The organism is Rhodococcus globerulus (assembly GCF_019334125.1).
GTDB lineage: Bacteria > Actinomycetota > Actinomycetes > Mycobacteriales > Mycobacteriaceae > Rhodococcus_F > Rhodococcus_F globerula.
Map to the genome: position 1 here is coordinate 1,161,158 of NZ_CP079698.1, position 17,687 is coordinate 1,178,844.

The window sequence follows — 17,687 nt, forward strand, 5'->3', positions numbered from 1 at the left end:
TCGATCAGGCTGCTTCTCCGGCAGGCGCATTCACGTCAGCCGGCAGAGCGGCCTTCGCGAGTGCAACGAGGCCGGCAAAGGCCTCTGCATCGGAGACGGCGAGCTCGGCGAGGATCTTGCGGTCGACGTCGACCTCAGCCAGGCGCAGGCCCTGGATCAGGCGGTTGTACGTGATGTCGTTGGCCCGAGCTGCAGCGTTGATACGCGTGATCCACAGCTTCCGGAACTCACCCTTGCGTGCACGACGGTCGCGGTATGCGTAAACCATCGAGTGGAGCTGCTGCTCCTTGGCCTTGGTGTACAGACGCGAACGCTGTCCACGGTAGCCGCTGGATGCAGCAAGAATTGAACGACGCTTCTTCTGGGCGTTGACCGCCCTCTTTACGCGTGCCACGTGAAAATCCTGTCAATCTAGGGGCTGAGATTCGGCCCCGGGTGGTCAGTAAGGGGGACGACTCAGATGCCGAGCATGCGCTTGATGCGCGGTGCGTCATCAGGGCTGACGACAGCGACACCGTCGAGACGACGGGTGACCTTGCTGGCCTTGTGCTCGAGAAGGTGGCGACGGCCGGCCTTCTGGCGCAGGAGCTTGCCGGAACCGGAAACCTTGAATCGCTTCGAGGCGCCGCTGTGGGTCTTCATCTTGGGCATGGAGTCCTCAGTTCTTTGTTACGTGATGGTGCTTGGGGAATCGACTAGCTGGTCGGAGCTTCGGGAGCCGCTTCTTCGGCTGCCGGGGCTGCCGGGGCTGCCGGGGCTGCCGGAGCTTCGGGAGCCGGCTTCGGAGCCGCCTGAGCGACGGGCGCCTGAGCGCTTTCCTGAGCCTTGACGCGGGTCTTGGCACCCTTGTGCGGCGCCAGAACCATCGTCATGTTGCGACCGTCCTGCTTGGCCGAGGTCTCGACGAAACCGAGGTCTGCGACGTCTGCTCCCAGACGCTGCAGAAGGCGGTAGCCGAGTTCGGGGCGTGACTGCTCACGACCGCGGAACATGATCGTGACCTTGACCTTGGAACCAGCTTCGAGGAAGCGAACAACGTTGCGCTTCTTGGTCTCGTAGTCGTGGGCGTCGATCTTGGGGCGAAGCTTCTGCTCCTTGATGACCGTAAGAGTCTGGTTCTTGCGAGACTCACGGGCTTTCTGTGCAGCTTCGTACTTGAACTTGCCGTAGTCCATGATCTTGCAGACCGGCGGACGGGCATCAGGAGCTACCTCGACAAGGTCGAGGTCGGCTTCCAGAGCCAAGCGGAGTGCATCTTCAACACGCACGATGCCTACCTGTTCACCGCCAGGTCCGACCAAACGGACCTCGGGAACGCGGATTCGATCGTTGATGCGGGTCTCAGTGCTGATGGGGCCTCCTAGGTTGAACGGTGCGGTCTTGTGACCGCACGCAGCTAGTTCTACCCAAACCCCAACAAAAAACCCCGCGGTGATATTTCTCCGCGGGGCCCGATGTCGACCGATCAGATCAAACCCAGCTCACGCCAGGAACAATCTCCTCGACTAAACGAGGAACCTGATGAAGAATAGATTCTTCGTCAGGTGACCGGAACCACTGAACTGCAGTTTCACCTGCCGCGCAGAGGTGGGAGTCGGGCTCCACTTGCTGCCCCCGAACATGTCGGAGGCGGTCGTTGGGACAAGAGTATCAGGCCGGCGGCGATGAATCTAATCGTGCCTGCACAAGACAAGGGCAGATTGAACTGCTCCGGACCGTGATGGAATCCTTGCAGACATGAGTGAGAACTTCGAAGCAGATCAGAACACCGACGCGAACCCTGATGTCCGCGAACTCTCCGAGGTTCCCGCAGTCGAGGTCATCAGCCGCGCCGCCGTGATGCTGATGAGCTCCGCAGCAGAGAAGCTCGGACTGTCCGACGCCGACCCGTCGGCCAGCCCCTACCTGGACCTGGACGAAGCGCGCCGGGTCATCACCGCGCTCGCCGGACTGGTCACCGCATCCGTCGAATACCTCGGCCCCCACGCGGGTCCCATTCGCGAAGGCCTGCAGGCCCTCCAGCGTGCGTTCCGCGAAGCGTCGTCGCACCCCGACGAGCCGGGCAAGGGCCCGGGCGAGAAGTTCACCGGACCGGTCTACTGAGTCACGAACGGCGACCACGCACATGGCAACCGCGAACAAAACGCAGCCGACTCCAGACGACGTCGGTGCCTTTGTCGATCGAATTGCCGACCCTGTCAAACGCGCCGACAGTGCGGAACTGATTTCCGTACTGTCGGCTGCGACCGGCGAACCGCCGGTGATGTGGGGAACCAGCATCATCGGATTCGGTGCCCGCCACTATCGCTATGCAAGCGGACACGAAGGTGACACCGCACTGATCGGGTTCTCACCTCGAGCGACCGCACTGACTCTCTATTTGTCACTGGACTTCGACGAGCACGCCTCGACGCTCGGCCGCCTGGGCAAGCACAAGATCGGCAAAGGCTGCCTCTATGTCAAACGGCTCAGTGACATCGATCGCTCAGTCTTGGAAGAACTTGTCACGGAATCCGTTGCGGCGGCCCTGAACATGAACTCCTGAGCCGTCAATTCGCGTCAGCTGCCGAGCGAGCCGTCGGCGGCGGCTCTCCGAACAGCGCAGTCTCTCGAGGAACAAAAAGCTCCTTGGTCAGCGTCGCTTTCTGGATCCGATCGAGACGGAACCACCGAACCGCGTCCCTCGTTCGGCACCAACCGATCACGAACCACCGATCTCGGGCGTGAGCCAGCAGATGTGGCTCGACCGCACGCGTCGATTCGGCACCGTCTCCGTCGATGTACCGCAACGACACAACACACTTACGTTCCAAGGCCTGCTCGATCGCGCGCCGGTTCACTCCTGACTCGTCATCGGATTCTTCGTCATGCCGAACCCAGACGCGCCCGCTGAGTTCCTCAACTCTGGCCCGACTGTCGGCATCCATGACGTCGAGTAGTTTGGCCAGGGCTGCCCGTCCGTCGTCCGCGAACGGAGCGTCTCCGACAGCAGTCAAGGCCAGGGCGATCGACACTGCCTGCGGGACAGTGAAATTCACCGGAGGTAGCGTCGCGCGCCCAATCAGACGGTAACCGCCGCCAGGTCCGCAGCGACCTTCGATCGCGGATCCCGACTCCGTCAATGTCTCGATGTCACGCTTGACTGTGCGCGGCGTGACACCGAATTGCGCCGCCAACTGCGCCGCATTTGACCCGCGATCGCCACGACGACGCAACTCCTCGAGGAGTGCGTGCAATCTGGCCGCTCGATTCACGTTTCCGATCGTCCCAGATTTCGATACCAAACGGTGACAAAATCGGTGACACGCAGTTGTCACCGATAGCCCGCCACTATGGGCTCATGAAAACTCACATCGTTCTGGTTCCAGGATTCTGGCTCGGCGCATGGGCGTGGGACGCGGTACTCCCCCACCTTCAACGCCCTGACACCCACGTAACCGCACTAACACTTCCGGGACTCGAGTCGGTGGACTCGCCCCGGAACACCGTGACTCTCGATTCCCACGTCAGCGCAATCGTCGACGCCGTCTCGAGGTCGGACGAACGCACGATCCTGGTCGTGCACAGCGGCGCCGGAGCGTCCGGGTACGCCGCGACCGATCGCGTACCCGACCAGATTGCGCGCATCGTCTACGTCGACAGCGGTCCGATGCCGGATGGCACCGCTCTTCGACCCGATCTCGCCGAGGATGCGATCGAGGTTCCACTACCGCCTTGGGCCGAACTGGAAGCAGACGGGAGCAGCATCGAGGGACTCGACGACGACGCCTTGACGGCATTTCGTGATCGCGCTGTCCCCGAACCTGCGGGCGCAGCTCGAGATCAGATCGTCCTGACCGATCCGAGACGCTATTCGGTTCCCACCACTGTGGTGTGCAGCAGCTATCCCTCCGACGTCATCAAACAGATGGCTGATGGTGGATTTCCCATTGCCGTCGAACTCGCGAAGTTGCCGGTGACGTACGTCGATCTTCCGACCGGACACTGGCCGATGTGGTCACGCCCGAAGGAGTTGGCCGAAACCATTCTCGACGCAGCAGACGCATAGCGTCACGACGCAGCAGTGATGCCGGGACGACAAACCGTCCCGGCATCACTGCGATCGCGCCTATCTCACCCTGTCAGGCCACCGATGCGGACTTCTTCCGCGGCGCAGCCTTCTTGGGGGCCGTAGCCTTCGCGGCGCGCTTCTTCGCCACAGTCTTCTTCTTCACGGGAGCCTGTTGCGCATGGAGTACCTCGCTGAGGAACTTGCCGGTGTAGCTCTCGGGCACGGCAGCAATTTCTTCCGGAGTTCCTTCTGCCACAACGGTTCCGCCGCCGGATCCACCTTCGGGACCCATGTCGACAACCCAGTCCGATGTCTTGATGACATCGAGGTTGTGCTCGATCACGATGACACTGTTGCCCTTGTCGACCAATCCGTTGATGACGATCAGCAACTTGCGAATGTCTTCGAAATGCAGGCCGGTTGTCGGCTCGTCGAGGATGTAGACGGTACGTCCGGTGGAACGTTTCTGAAGCTCGGCGGCAAGCTTGACGCGCTGCGCCTCGCCGCCGGACAGCGTCGGTGCCGGCTGTCCCAGTCGCACGTAACCGAGACCGACGTCCACCAGAGTCTTCAGGTACCGGTGAATCGAGGTGACCGGCTGGAAGAACTCCGCTGCCTCCTCGATGGGCATGTCCAGAACCTCGGCGATGGACTTGCCCTTGTAGTGAACCTCGAGTGTCTCGCGGTTGTACCGAGCTCCGTGGCAGACCTCGCACGGTACGTACACGTCGGGCAGGAAGTTCATCTCGATCTTGAGTGTTCCGTCACCCGAGCACGCCTCGCAGCGACCGCCCTTGACGTTGAACGAGAAGCGCCCCGGCTGATAGCCGCGCACCTTGGCTTCGGTTGTGGCAGCGAACAGCGTACGAATCTTGTCGAACACACCGGTGTACGTGGCCGCGTTGGACCGCGGGGTACGGCCGATCGGCGACTGATCAACCTGAACCAACTTGTCGAGTTGGTCAAGTCCGTTGATTCGGGTGTGGCGGCCAGGCACCTGACGCGCGCCGTTGAGCTTGTTGGCCATGACGGTGGCCAGGATGTCGTTCACCAATGTCGACTTGCCCGAACCGGAAACGCCGGTAACCGCGGTGAGAACACCCAACGGGAAGCTCACGTCGATGCCGTCGAGGTTGTGCTCACGCGCACCGACAACGGTGACCTGACGCTTACGATCGACGGGGCGACGGATCTCCGGGACCTCGATGAACTTTCGCCCGGACAGATAAGCGCCGGTAATCGACTCGTCGCAGGTGAGCAGCTCTTCGTAAGGCCCGCTGTGGACTACCTGGCCGCCGTGCTCTCCGGCGTACGGACCGATGTCGACCACCCAGTCGGAGGTACGAATCGTGTCTTCGTCGTGCTCGACCACAATCAGGGTATTGCCGAGATCGCGAAGCCTGGTCAGCGTTTCGATCAGTCGACGGTTGTCTCGCTGGTGCAAACCGATGGACGGCTCGTCCAGCACGTAGAGCACACCGACAAGACCCGAACCGATCTGCGTTGCCAGCCGGATTCGCTGGGCCTCGCCGCCGGACAGGGTGCCCGCGGCACGCGACAGTGAGAGATATTCGAGTCCGACGTCGAGGAGGAATCCGAGGCGGGCCTGAACTTCCTTGAGCACCTGTCCCGCGATGGCTTCTTCGCGTGAACCGAGTGTGAGGCTGTTCAGGAAATCGGCGCAGTCGGAGATCGAGAGTTCACAGACCTCCGCAATGGACTTGCTGCCGAAATCTCCGGCAGCAATAGTGACCGAGAGGATTTCCGGACGCAGTCGCGCACCGCCACATGCGGGACACGGGGTGTCACGCATGTAGCCGTCGTAACGTTCCTTCATCTGATCGGATTCAGTCTGCTCGAGCCTGCGATGCAGAAAGGGCATGACGCCCTCGAACTCCGCGTAGTAAGAACGGGTACGGCCGTACCGGTTCTTGTACCGGACGTGGACCTGCTCCTCACTACCTTCGAGAATTGCCTTGCGCGCCTTGGCCGGAAGCTTGTTCCACGGCGTTTTCATATCGAAGCCGAGGATGTCGCCGAGACCGGACAGCAAGCGCCCGAAGTACTCGGAACTCTGCCCCATCGACCACGGCGCGATGGCTCCGTCCTCGAGGCTCAACTCCGCATCGGGAACAACAAGTTCGGGGTCTACCTCTTTGCGAATACCCAGACCCGTGCACTCCGGGCAGGCTCCGTACGGCGAATTGAACGAGAACGAACGCGGCTCGAGATCGTCGATCGCGAGTGGATGGGCGTTGGGGCACGCCAGCTTTTCGGAGAATCGCCGCTCCCGGTCAGGCGCGTTTTCTTCACGGTCAACAAAGTCGAGAACAACAATGCCCTCGGCAAGGCGGAGAGCGGTCTCGATCGAATCCGTGAGTCGCTGCTTGGAGCTTGCCTTCACCTGAAGACGATCGACGACAACTTCGATGTCGTGCTTTTCCTGCTTCTTCAGCTTCGGCGGATCGGTCAAGGGGTAGACGACACCATCAACCCGTACACGTGAGTAACCCTGCGTATTGAGCTGTTCGAAAAGGTCGACGAACTCACCCTTGCGGGTGCGCACCACCGGAGCGAGGACCTGGAACTTGATGCCCTCCTCCATGTCGAGGACCTGATCGACAATCTGTTGAGGGGTCTGGCGTGCGATCTTCTCCCCACACACCGGGCAGTGAGCGGAACCTGCGCGGGCATAGAGAAGACGAAGATAGTCGTAGACCTCGGTAATGGTTCCGACGGTTGACCGGGGGTTCCGGTTGGTCGACTTCTGATCGATCGACACCGCAGGCGACAAGCCTTCGATGAAATCGACATCTGGTTTGTCCATCTGGCCCAGGAACTGACGCGCGTACGCCGAGAGTGACTCGACATACCGGCGCTGTCCTTCGGCGAAGATCGTGTCGAACGCAAGGCTGGATTTACCCGAACCCGACAAACCCGTGAAGACGATCATGCTGTCTCGCGGGAGATCCAGGTCGACTCCTCGCAGATTGTGCTCTCGCGCACCCCGCACGATCAGGCGATCCGACACACCAATTCCCTTCATCGTCATTCATCTGGGGCTGTCCACCAGCGACATCACCGACATCACGAGCACTCAAACGCAGCGAGTCCTCGAACGACGCCATGGTAGGCCGAGCCACCGACAAGTTTTGACTACAAGCACGAACCCAGCGTTCTACCAGCCCCTATTCGAAGGTAGCCTGCGAATCATGACGAATCAGCCCATCGTGATCGACAACTCCTATACCGGTCAGCTCTCCCCCGATTCTGCGCCTCAACGACGCACCATCGACAGTGCAACCATCACGAAGATGTCAGTCGGCCCCATGGACAACAACACCTACCTCGTGGTCTGTTCCGCAACCGGGAAATCACTCCTGATCGACGCGGCCAACGAAGCAGAGAAAATCGTTGCGCTGATCGAGCAGGAAGCTCCGGTGTTCGACTCCATCGTCACCACACACCAGCACGGCGACCACTGGCTGGCACTGAAAGACGTCCACGCTGCCACCAACGTGCCAACCGCTGCGCACCCCCTCGATGCCGAAGCACTTCCCGTGACCCCGGACGTTCTGCTCGAGGACGGCGACAGCGTCACGGTCGGCAACCTGAGCTTGGATGTCATCCACCTGTCCGGCCACACCCCCGGCTCCATCGCACTCGTGCTCACCGAACCGTCCGGCCAGGTTCACATCTTCACCGGTGACTCGCTCTTTCCAGGCGGAGTGGGTAAGACCGCTGATCCCGAGAAATTCACCTCACTGCTCAGCGATGTCGAGACCAAGCTCTTCGGACGCTACGACGACTCCGCCATCGTCTACCCCGGCCACGGCAAGGACACGACACTCGGCGCCGAGCGTCCGCACTTGCAGGAGTGGCGCGAACGCGGTTGGTGACCCTTGCACCGCACATCCCCAGCGCTGCCCCGCCGCGCGCGTTGGGGATGACCGCCCGTCGACGGACGTGATCAGTCCGGGAAGTCGCTCAGCAGCCGACTCAGACGGAATGGACTTCGACTCCAAGTTGTCGACAATCGGACTAGCTCCTCAGCCACGCAGCTTACTGGGCCGCAACCTACCCAGGGTCCGTCACTCACGGCCGCGATAGCTGGAACGGGGAGCTAGGACAGCTCCTCGGCTTCTTTAGCTGAGCGGTATCATCATCGCGAACCGTCACTTCCAAGGAGCCCACATGACCGCACCGCTCCACAGTCGGCAACTGCGGTCCGTGTCGACCGCGAAGCGCACTGAGCGGGAGTCGGTGCGCCGCCGCCACGGAGCATCCGAGGTCAAAATCTTCGGGTCGGTAGCCAGTGCCGTTGCCGGGGAAGAGCTTTCGGAGTTACTCGCCACACATGTCGGCGTCGTGGCGCGAGAAGTATCCAAGGAAGCAGTGCCGGAAACTGCCCACGCCGATTTGGTCGACGTGTGAGCAGAATTCTGGCTCCGGGCGAAACCTGCTGGCGCATCGAGCCGGCAGATAATCTTGCCTGCATTATCGATGCCGCTGACTACTTTCATCATGCGAAGTCCGCGATGCTGCAAGCTGAAAAACGAATCATGTTGATCGGCTGGGACTTCGACACGCGCATCAAACTCGAGCCGCGCGAGAAGACGCTCGACGGCCCCAATCGGCTGGGCAGGTTCCTACGCTGGCTTGTCCGCGAAAAACCCGACCTCGAAATCCTCGTACTCAAATGGAACGTAGGGGCCTTCACCGCAATCGGACGCGGCATGACTCCAGTCTTCGTGTCGAACTGGTTGACCGACGAGCGCCTTCGGTTCGAAATCGACGGCGCCCACCCAGTGGGCGCCGCGCACCATCAGAAAATCATCGTCATCGACGATGCTTTGGCGTTCTGCGGTGGCATCGACATGACGGTGGACCGCTGGGACACCTCGGATCACGTCGACCGCAACGACTACCGAATCACACCGAGCGGAAGGCGTTACGGCCCTTGGCATGACGCGACCACAGCGGTCGACGGCGATGCGGCCGCGGCCATCGGCGAATTGGCGCGGGCACGCTGGAAATCCGCAACCGGCGAGGATCTGAGACCGGTCAAGAGCACGGCAACACCGTGGCCCGTCAATCTGGCGCCCACGTTGCGGGTTGTCGACGTAGCCATCGCCAGAACTCTGCCGGAACTCGACGAACGCACTGAAGTACGCGAGATCGAGGCGCTTTATCTCGCGGCCATCGCCGGTGCCGAACACACGCTGTACATCGAAAGCCAGTACCTCGCCTCACGCACTCTGGCCGAGGCGATCGCTGCACGCCTGCGTGAGGCCGACGGACCGGAGATCGTTCTGGTCATTCCGCGCAATGCCGACGGGTGGCTGGAACAAAAGGCGATGGACGGGGCACGCCACGACCTGTTGCATCTGTTGTGGACCGCCGACGTCCATGACCGGTTCGGTGCGTTCTATCCCGTGACCTCTTCTGGTGCACCAATTTACGTGCACGCAAAGATCCTGGTGATGGATGATCGACTCCTGCGAATCGGGTCATCGAACCTCAACAACCGTTCGATGGGCTTCGACACCGAGTGTGACATCGCCGTCGAATCCGACGACGACTCAGATGTCGAGTTGCGGGCCTCGATCGTCGGACTGCGGCGCCGACTGCTCAGCGAGCACCTCGACGTCACCGAGAATGAGATCGACGACGCGTTGCGCGAGCACTCACTGTTGACGACGGTTCGCACACTTGCGTCCTCCGACGCCCGCAGTCTGCGTGAATTCGACCGAAATACAGTCGACAGCGAAGACCACGTGCTCGCTGAAAATGCACTGATGGATCCGGAACGTACGCCACCGAGGCTGAGCGACCGAATCGACGGGATACGCCGTCTCCTCGACAGACGCTGAGACTCGAACCGCTCCACGACCTGTCGATCGGAGAAGTAACAATGGAAGTCGTCACGACATATTCGACATCCCTGACGTTGGAGGTCGCCATGCAGTCGTCGTGTGCGGAACACACGGCAACGGCGCGGGGCCGAGGGGTTCGCCGCGCTGGACGCGCTGGCAGCGCGAACCTGATCTCAACCTGCTCGCAGTAGGCGACTCGATTGATCGCTCCAATCGCTGATCAATGTCGGCCGCGGCGCTTTTCATCTATCCCGGCGCAGATCGATGCGCAGGTCGTGGGGGCGAACATTCCGCCTTGCAACGGCACCATCCCCGTTTCGTGACTAAACCTACCGATCCCCCCTTTTTCGACGAAATCCGGAAGCGTTAGTTATCAATCAGCCAGTTCGTTCCGGAACTGAAAATATTTTGTCGATCTTCCAAACTTTCACTTTGAACTCACCGCCGATCCGAAGACATTCGATATTCAGTGATAGAAAGGAGGATTTTCCTCGGGATCATGAATTACCGCGTCGAGCCGAGAATCCGCGATGATAAGTTCGATCGCTTCTGCGGGGCCGGCGATCATTGCGAACTCACCGAACCGTCGGGCCAGGTTCACGTTTTCACCGGCGACTCGCTCTTCCCAGGCGGAGTGGGTAAGACCGCTGATCCCGAGAAATTCACCTCACTGCTCAGCGATGTCGAGACCAAGCTCTTCGGACGCTACGACGACTCCGCCATCGTCTACCCCGGCCACGGCAAGGACACGACACTCGGCGCCGAGCGTCCGCACTTGCAGGAGTGGCGCGAACGCGGTTGGTGACTTGGAGATGGGGGCGCCCGCTCCAGTATCGAATACCGGAGCGGGCGTCGTCGAAGATTCGATTTCGAAGAAACTGTGACTAGCTCGACACTCCGAATCGCTTCTCGATCCAGGCTGCTGTCAGATCGGCAAGCTCGTCACGGGCACCGGGGGTGAGGAAGTAGTGATCCGCCTCCAACGCGTGAAACTCCTTGTCCTGCGCGCCAATCAACCCGTGGATCGCGTCAGCATCACTGGGGAACACACCCGTATCCTGCAAACCGTTGACCACAAGTGCGGGAACGGTGATGTTGGGCAGATGCGCGACCGCCCGCGTCTGCGAGTCCTCGAGACTCCATAGCGAAAGCCACGTCCGCAAGGTGCAGGCCGAGGCAATTCCGAAGACCGACCGGTTGGCGCGCTCCGGGACTCCGGCGTAGCAGAGGTTCGCCTTGCGATTGGTGGGTTCGAGGGTCGGATCGACCATCCGCGGATCAGCCCAGGTCCGGAACACCGAAAACGGCCGGTCGTGGTAGCCCGCGGCCGTGAGTCGCTCGAATTCCTCCTTCACCCATCTGGTGATGCGATGGTTTCTGGCAACCTGCGCGGCCCGGTAGCGCTCGACGAACTCGACACTGTAAGCAGGCCCGTTAGCCGGATCGAACAAGTCGAGGGATGAATCGGTTGCCAGAGGATCGCTCTCATCAGTGACCGAACCGTCCATCCATGAAGTGAGAACGTCAGGCCGACCCAGGTGAGCTGCGGTCGAGATGTACGCATCGCCGGCCGGCAGGTTTTCGACACCTGCCGCCAGGGACATTCCGGGTAACGGTGTGATACTCGGTGCCACCGCCTGAGACTGGTAAGCCGCCATGAGCGAACCACCGCCCGAGTTGCCAAGCAGGATGACGTTCTCCACACCGGCTTCCTCGCGGAGCCAACGAACGCCAACTCCGATATCACTGAGTGCGTAATCCAGGATGAATCTCGCCTCGTCGCCGCGGAACCGGGTATTCCAGCCGAGGAAGCCGACCCCCCGTTCCGCAAGATAATCCGCCATGTAATGCTCGGAAAAGTCGATCTGGTAGTGCGTCGCGATGACCGCCGTCTTCGGGCGCGTTCCGGCCCGCCGGTGGTAGAGACCCTGACACGGGTGTCCACCCGCGCCCATCCGGGGAAGGTTAAGACTCGGCAGTCCGACAAAGGTGCGTTCGATGGCCACTACGACTCCTTGTTTATAAATCTGGGTTCAGATTTAGTATCACGGCGCCGAGCCATAAGTCCATACCTCTCACTCGCGCCAATACACGGCACGGAACCAGATCTCGGTCAACGTGGCGATGCATGCCTCGTCATCTACGCCCGCGGCGCCCCCGTTAGCCAGCTTCTCGTAACTGAACATGTTCAACATCCCCACAATCGCCGTGGCGGTGAGACGTGGATCGACGCCAGGGCAGTATCCCCGTTCCTGCGCGATGACGACTTCCTCGGCAATACCGGAAATAGCTTCGTCACAGAGCTCGTCCCAGACCCGAGCGAAGTCGTCGTTGACCATGGCGAGCTGAAAGACCCCCACCATCTCCGCAAGTCGCTCTCGGTATGTCTCCCAGTGGGCCCTGGCTGAAGCCTCTACACGCTGCCTCGGTTCGCGGCCGACCAGCTTCCGATTGGCCTGCGCACGCACACGCGCATCCACCTGGAACTGACGTGCCCAACTCTCGAGCAACGCCTCCTTGGATTCGTAGTAGTTGTAGAACGAGGCCGGCGATCTTCCGGCTTCCGCGAGAATGTCAGCCACGCGCATCTTGAGGAAGCCTTTCTTCGCGATCACCTTTCGTGCAGCCGCATCGATCGCTTCCAACGTCTCGCGGCCACGCTTTGTCGGTCGCGCCTTCTCAGGACCAGTCATGTGCGCACCCTTTCACGGCAGCCTTGGATCTCCAGCCGTCTTTCTACACCAGAAGCACGTTAAGGCTGCGCCCACTGCTCACTGCACGACCATTGTCCGCATATGAATCTGATGTTAGAATCATATTTTCACTCTGGAAGGGATGCCCATGAACTCGCCCCGTTTCGAAGTCCGCGGCTTCAACCATGTCGCGCTCGTCTGCTCGGATATGGAAAGGACGGTGGACTTCTACACCAACATCCTCGGCTTTCCGCTCGTAAAGACCGTCGATCTTCCCGACGGCATCGGACAACATTTCTTCTTCGACGTCGGCAACGGGAACTCACTAGCGTTCTTCTGGTTCACCGACGCTCCCGACGGCGTGCCAGGCATTTCCGCGCCGGTCGAGAAGCCCGGCTTCGGCGAATGGACGAGCGCTGTGAGTTCGCTCAATCACATCGCGTTCGATGTCCCACCGGAGAAGTTCCAGGACTATCGCCAGAAGCTGAAGGAATCAGGTGTCCGGGTGGGCCCTCTCGTGAATCACGACGACAGCCCTTCCCAGATCGCGACCGAGATGCACGACGGCGTGTACGTCCGCTCGTTCTACTTCCAGGACCCCGACGGCATACTCCTCGAGTTCGCATGCTGGATGCGTGCCTTCGGTCCGCTCGACGTCTCACACACTCCGCGAACTGGAGCGGACCGCCGTAAGCCCGTATCCGTCAACGACTAGAGCCAGCACTGACTGAATACCGGAAGGACGGGCCGTGGCGCCGCGTACCCTGTTCGACAAGCTCTGGGACGAGCACGTTGTGGTTCGCGGCGAAACCGGCCCCGACCTGCTCTACGTCGACCTGCACTTGCTTCACGAAATGACGTCTCCACAAGCCTTCGAGGGACTCCGGGCCGCGGGCCGTCCAGTCCGTCGGCCGGATCTGACCATGGCGACGGAGGACCACAACGTACCTACCACCGGAGCTGGGTCTCCCATCTCGGATCCGATGAGCCGACTGCAATTGGAGTTGGTTCGCCGCAACTGCGCGGCCTTCGGTGTGCCACACAACCCCATGGACTCAGCCGGCAACGGCATCGTTCACGTCATCGGACCCGAGCAGGGCTTGACGCAGCCCGGCCTGACAATAGTGTGCGGCGATTCGCACACCTCCACCCACGGAGCGTTCGGCGCACTTGCATTCGGGATCGGAACGAGTCAGGTCGAGCACGTCATGGCGACACAAACACTCCGCATGGAGAAGCCGAATTCGATGCAGGTATGCGTCGACGGCCATCTCGACACCAGCGTGAGCGCAAAAGACCTCGCCCTGTACGTCGTTCGCACTCTAGGTCCCAACGGCGGCGCCGGAAGCGTCATCGAATACCGCGGAAGCGCGATTCGTTCGCTCAGCATGGAACAGCGAATGACCTTGTGCAACATGACTATCGAATGCGGCGCACGCGGCGGCCTGGTTGCCCCCGACGGCGTGACCTTTGCTTATCTGCGCGGCCGCAAGCACGCTCCGACAGGCGCTTTGTGGAACCAGGTGCTCACCTACTGGCAAACCTTGCAGACGGACGACGGCGCCCTCTTCGACTACACGCACGAATTGTCCGCCTCCGACGTCTCCCCCACGGTCACCTGGGGCACCATCCCCAGTCACTCGGTCTCGCTGGACGGCTTTGTCCCATCCCCCGACGACTACAGCGATCCCGCCGAGCGCGAAGCGGCGACACGCGCCCTTGCCTACATGGCCCTCGAGCCAGGAACGCCTATGCGCGACATAACAATTGACACTGTTTTCATCGGATCGTGTACCAACGGTCGGCTCGAAGACTTACGTGCGGCAGCCCAGGTTCTCACAGGCCGCACCGTTGCTCCCGGCGTCCGGGCCCTCGTCGTTCCCGGTTCACGAGCCGTTGCGGCGGCGGCCGAGGCTGAGGGCCTCGACCGGATCTTCACTCAGGCCGGATTTGCGTGGCGTTCCGCCGGGTGTTCGATGTGCACTGCCATGAACCCGGATGCACTTGGTCCCGGACAACGTTCGGCATCGACGACCAATCGGAATTTCGAGGGTCGCCAAGGCCCTGGGGCGCGGACTCACCTGGTATCGCCTGCAGTAGCGGCGATGACGGCAGTGCGCGGCCGGCTCAGCGGTCCTGGGGACCACTGAGCCGGCCGGTTTAACCACCGAGCCGGTCGCAACACTCGGCTCCGTCTGCCTATCGAACCCCGAATCCGGCTTCACGGGTTCGGACCAGTGCCGTCAGTGTCGCATTGACCGGCGCAAGCCGCCCCACCTTTGCGGCTTCTCGGGGAACAGCGCCGTTGATCGATCCGATCTCACTGACCCGCCCGGCTTCGTGATCGAGTAGCGCCGACGGTTTTGCTGCGGGCATCGCCGCACCGAAATCCCGTACGAAAGCGACCGGGTCTGCCACATCGATCGCGATATCGCGGGCCCTGGCTATCTCCCAGGTCTCCGTCGCGGCGGCCCGGCTGACCGGACCCATGTGCTCGTGATCGAGCACATCGCCCACGGTGAGACCGGTGAGCGCACACGGCGCACTGTATGCGACATTGCAGATCAGCTTCTCCCACTGCATCGCTGCGATGTCGGCCACAGCCAGCGCGTCGAATCCCGCTGTCCGCCACGCACCGGCAACCCTGTCGACGGCCTCGAACGAGAGATCTTCGTAAGCACCGAATCGCATCGCCCTCATCGCGTTGTGATTCACCCGGCCAGGAGCGATCAGCGACGCGCCGAAACCGCTTGCAATGCCCACAGCCAGTCGGTCTGCGCCGATGTGCCGAGCGACCTCGTCCGCCGATCCCAATCCGTTCTGAATCGTGAGCACCACGGTGTCGTCACCGATCAACATCCCGAGGGAGGCGGCGGCGCCGGCGACGTCGGCGGCCTTGACAGCGAGTACGACGAGATCAACCGACTCGTTCGGGATCGTCAGGAAAGCGCGCACAGGCACCACACGTTCCCCGTCCGGACCTGAAATTCGCAGACCCGAGGTTGAGATGGCCTGAACGTGATCTCCCCAGCGGTCCACCACCAGCACGTCGTGGCCGGCCCCAGACAAGCGGCCTGCGTACACGGAACCCATTGCGCCGCAACCTACTACTGCAATCTTCAGAGATTGGTTCATGTCACCAACTCCACGATTCTCTCGGCCAGACCCGACTTCGCCTCCAACCCGAACCCGGGGTTGTCCGCGGGTCGAATCAGTCCGTCGGCCAGGACACAATCGTCGCTGTAACCGCCGAACGGTTGGAAGACACCCGGATACGCTTCGCAACCGCCCAAACCCAACCCGACGACGATATGCAGATTCATCAGGTGCCCACCGTGGGGCATTGCGGCCGTTCGATCGAAGCCCCGGTGTTCCATCAGCGCAATCATTTCCGCGTACTCGGTCAGGCCGTAACTCAGTCCCGCATCCATCTGGAGGATGTCGCGATCCGGTCGTAGACCACCGAATCGGAGGAGGTTACCGACGTCTTGTGTGGAAAAAAGGTTCTCGCCAGTCGCGATCACGCCGTCGTAGACCTCGCACAGATCGCTGCACAGGGCGTAATCGAGCGGATCGACCGCCTCCTCGTACCAGCGCAGACCATAGGGGGCGAGCGCCTCGGCGTATTTCAAGGCTTGGTCACGGTCGAAACGACCGTTTGCATCGACCGCCAGATGTCGTCCGCTCCCGGTGACCTCGATGGCAGCATCGATCCGGCGCAGATCCTCGCCGAGTTCGACCCCACCGATCTTGATCTTGACGGCCGAGTATCCGGCAGCCCGGTAACCGGCGATCTCAGCTCGCAATCTCCCCAGGTCGTCGATGTCCTGGTAGTAACCTCCGGCGGCGTAGACCGGCGCACCCGAAGCCAGCGGCGTCCGGCCGTATGCTCGCGCGATCGTCTGGTAAACCGGTTCATCGTGGTACTTGGCGAGCACGTCCCACACCGCCAGTTCGATCGCACTCGCCGCCGCCGCGCGGTCTCCGTGACCTCCTGGCTTCTCGTCTGTGCGGGCGACCTTCAGAACCCGAGCAGGATCCAGCAACCCGGTGGTCGGCGACAGCAGAGTGTCCGGGTCTGCCTCGAGGACCCGCGGAATCATCCGTTCGCGCAGAATACCGCCCTGCGAGTGCCTCCCGATCGAGTTGAAGGCAACACCCACCAACGGACGCCCGTTCCGAATTATGTCGGTGACAACGGCGACAAGGGACACCTTGTGCCGATCGAAGCTGACAACCGCGTTCGAGATGGCGCCGACCAGCGGCACATCAAGCTCGCGGATCTCGGTGATCCTCAATTTTCCTCCATAGCTGTTCTGAGCTAGCTGTTCTCAACGACGCCGCTGCATCGACACGTTGAAGTCGAATCGATCGCCCGGGTGTATCGACACCGTCACCTGGGCTACCGCCCCCGAGCTCTCTACATATCTGCGGGTGATTTCGAGGCAGGGCGAACCCGCCTCGGCACGCAATAGATCGGCAAGGTCGTTCGGCAAGGCGCACGCACGGATTCGCTGCTCGACGCGATCGGTCAGGCGCCCGGTACACCGCTCGACGATCTCGTTGATGAGACCGTCCGGGCGTTCGAGGCGGTCTCCGACGGTAGCGGCGACGTCAGGATCGAGGTACACGTCCGTGTGGCACACCGGGCTCTCTTCACCGAGATCACCGAGGCGCAACATCCGGATGCGCGCCCACCGATCACCGGCATGGCCGCCGATCTGCTCAGCCAACAGCTGATCGGCAACCACGCCGTCTCGAGTCAGCACCAGCCGTCGAGTCTCGACCGAGTACTGCAGCAAATCGTTCATGTTCGTGACGGTGCGCGAATATCCGCCGGTGGGCTGGATGGATTCCACCGTTGTCCCGATCTTGCGTCGCCGCGACACCATGCCCAAGCTCTCCAGGGAACCCAACGCCGAACGGACCGTGGCTCGGGACACTGCGTAGCTGTCGGCGAGGCTTATCTCCGTCGGCAGCTTCGAGCCCACCGGATACGACCCGTCCTCGATCCGTCGGGCGAGTGAACGCGCTACCTCCTCATACCGAGCTACCACTTATCTTTTC

Annotated in this window: 18 protein-coding genes and 1 pseudogene; 9 read left to right on the forward strand and 10 right to left on the reverse strand. The window is 61.6% G+C overall.

Features of this window, described 5'->3' with window-relative positions:
- Positions 1–4 precede the first annotated feature (4 nt).
- The 3 genes from rplT to infC all read right to left on the reverse strand — a co-directional run bounded on the left by rplT (position 5) and on the right by infC (position 1,352).
- Positions 5–394: a 50S ribosomal protein L20 gene (gene rplT, locus KYT97_RS05180; RefSeq protein ID WP_033230794.1), complete on the reverse strand. Its 390-nt coding sequence runs from the start codon at positions 392–394 to the stop codon at positions 5–7.
- A gap of 62 nt (positions 395–456) precedes the next feature.
- On the reverse strand, positions 457–651 hold the full coding sequence (rpmI, locus tag KYT97_RS05185; protein WP_033230795.1) for a 50S ribosomal protein L35: 195 nt from the start codon (positions 649–651) through the stop codon (positions 457–459).
- 44 nt (positions 652–695) lie between these two features.
- Complete coding sequence (gene infC, locus KYT97_RS05190) at positions 696–1,352, reverse strand: translation initiation factor IF-3 (RefSeq protein WP_172936241.1); 657 nt, start codon at positions 1,350–1,352, stop codon at positions 696–698.
- 385 nt (positions 1,353–1,737) lie between these two features.
- Between infC and KYT97_RS05195 the strand changes: the two genes are divergently transcribed.
- Together KYT97_RS05195 and KYT97_RS05200 are read left to right on the forward strand one after the other, a co-directional pair.
- Entirely contained in the window at positions 1,738–2,103 is a 366-nt protein-coding gene (locus KYT97_RS05195; protein WP_033230796.1) for a DUF1844 domain-containing protein, read from the forward strand.
- 22 nt (positions 2,104–2,125) lie between these two features.
- Positions 2,126–2,545: a DUF1801 domain-containing protein gene (locus tag KYT97_RS05200; RefSeq protein ID WP_092800179.1), complete on the forward strand. Its 420-nt coding sequence runs from the start codon at positions 2,126–2,128 to the stop codon at positions 2,543–2,545.
- A 4-nt stretch (positions 2,546–2,549) separates the two neighbouring features.
- Here KYT97_RS05200 and KYT97_RS05205 read toward each other — a convergent pair whose 3' ends face one another.
- A complete protein-coding gene (locus KYT97_RS05205; RefSeq protein ID WP_219111872.1) occupies positions 2,550–3,254 on the reverse strand; it encodes a helix-turn-helix transcriptional regulator in 705 nt (234 codons plus the stop codon).
- Positions 3,255–3,340: 86 nt separating this feature from the next.
- On the opposite strand from KYT97_RS05205, the gene KYT97_RS05210 reads away from it, so the two are divergent.
- Positions 3,341–4,048 carry an alpha/beta fold hydrolase gene (locus KYT97_RS05210; RefSeq protein WP_033230799.1) on the forward strand — a complete coding sequence of 236 codons (708 nt, stop codon included), beginning with the start codon at positions 3,341–3,343 and terminating at the stop codon, positions 4,046–4,048.
- A gap of 73 nt (positions 4,049–4,121) precedes the next feature.
- Here the strand turns inward: KYT97_RS05210 and uvrA are convergent, their stop codons facing one another.
- Entirely contained in the window at positions 4,122–7,082 is a 2,961-nt protein-coding gene (gene uvrA, locus KYT97_RS05215) for an excinuclease ABC subunit UvrA (protein ID WP_179300814.1), read from the reverse strand.
- 181 nt (positions 7,083–7,263) lie between these two features.
- Between uvrA and KYT97_RS05220 the strand changes: the two genes are divergently transcribed.
- The 4 genes and pseudogenes from KYT97_RS05220 to KYT97_RS05235 form a co-directional block, all read left to right on the forward strand.
- Positions 7,264–7,950: an MBL fold metallo-hydrolase gene (locus KYT97_RS05220; protein WP_045070000.1), complete on the forward strand. Its 687-nt coding sequence runs from the start codon at positions 7,264–7,266 to the stop codon at positions 7,948–7,950.
- A gap of 295 nt (positions 7,951–8,245) precedes the next feature.
- Positions 8,246–8,485 (forward strand): hypothetical protein, encoded by a 240-nt coding sequence (locus KYT97_RS05225; protein WP_033230800.1) that lies wholly within the window; start codon positions 8,246–8,248, stop codon positions 8,483–8,485.
- Positions 8,482–9,924: a phospholipase D-like domain-containing protein gene (locus KYT97_RS05230; protein ID WP_095886410.1), complete on the forward strand. Its 1,443-nt coding sequence runs from the start codon at positions 8,482–8,484 to the stop codon at positions 9,922–9,924. The genes KYT97_RS05225 and KYT97_RS05230 overlap by 4 nt, the downstream gene beginning before the upstream one ends.
- 577 nt (positions 9,925–10,501) lie before the next feature.
- A pseudogene (locus KYT97_RS05235) lies at positions 10,502–10,732 on the forward strand (MBL fold metallo-hydrolase); the annotation flags it as partial.
- A 79-nt stretch (positions 10,733–10,811) separates the two neighbouring features.
- Here the strand turns inward: KYT97_RS05235 and KYT97_RS05240 are convergent.
- Entirely contained in the window at positions 10,812–11,933 is a 1,122-nt protein-coding gene (locus KYT97_RS05240) for an alpha/beta hydrolase (protein WP_045070009.1), read from the reverse strand.
- A gap of 69 nt (positions 11,934–12,002) precedes the next feature.
- Complete coding sequence (locus KYT97_RS05245) at positions 12,003–12,620, reverse strand: TetR/AcrR family transcriptional regulator (protein ID WP_033230803.1); 618 nt, start codon at positions 12,618–12,620, stop codon at positions 12,003–12,005.
- 148 nt (positions 12,621–12,768) lie between these two features.
- Between KYT97_RS05245 and KYT97_RS05250 the strand changes: the two genes are divergently transcribed.
- A complete protein-coding gene (locus tag KYT97_RS05250) occupies positions 12,769–13,335 on the forward strand; it encodes a VOC family protein (RefSeq protein WP_425332399.1) in 567 nt (188 codons plus the stop codon).
- A 16-nt stretch (positions 13,336–13,351) separates the two neighbouring features.
- Positions 13,352–14,770, forward strand: coding sequence for a 3-isopropylmalate dehydratase large subunit (gene leuC, locus KYT97_RS05255; RefSeq protein WP_095886411.1), 1,419 nt, complete (start codon positions 13,352–13,354; stop codon positions 14,768–14,770).
- Positions 14,771–14,819: 49 nt separating this feature from the next.
- Here the strand turns inward: leuC and KYT97_RS05260 are convergent, their stop codons facing one another.
- The 3 genes from KYT97_RS05260 to KYT97_RS05270 are packed head-to-tail and all read right to left on the reverse strand — an operon-like array spanning position 14,820 to position 17,677.
- Positions 14,820–15,743, reverse strand: coding sequence for a ketopantoate reductase family protein (locus KYT97_RS05260; RefSeq protein WP_033231397.1), 924 nt, complete (start codon positions 15,741–15,743; stop codon positions 14,820–14,822).
- 8 nt (positions 15,744–15,751) lie between these two features.
- Positions 15,752–16,918: an enolase C-terminal domain-like protein gene (locus KYT97_RS05265; RefSeq protein ID WP_033230806.1), complete on the reverse strand. Its 1,167-nt coding sequence runs from the start codon at positions 16,916–16,918 to the stop codon at positions 15,752–15,754.
- Positions 16,919–16,951: 33 nt separating this feature from the next.
- Entirely contained in the window at positions 16,952–17,677 is a 726-nt protein-coding gene (locus KYT97_RS05270; RefSeq protein ID WP_033230807.1) for a GntR family transcriptional regulator, read from the reverse strand.
- Positions 17,678–17,687 lie beyond the last annotated feature (10 nt).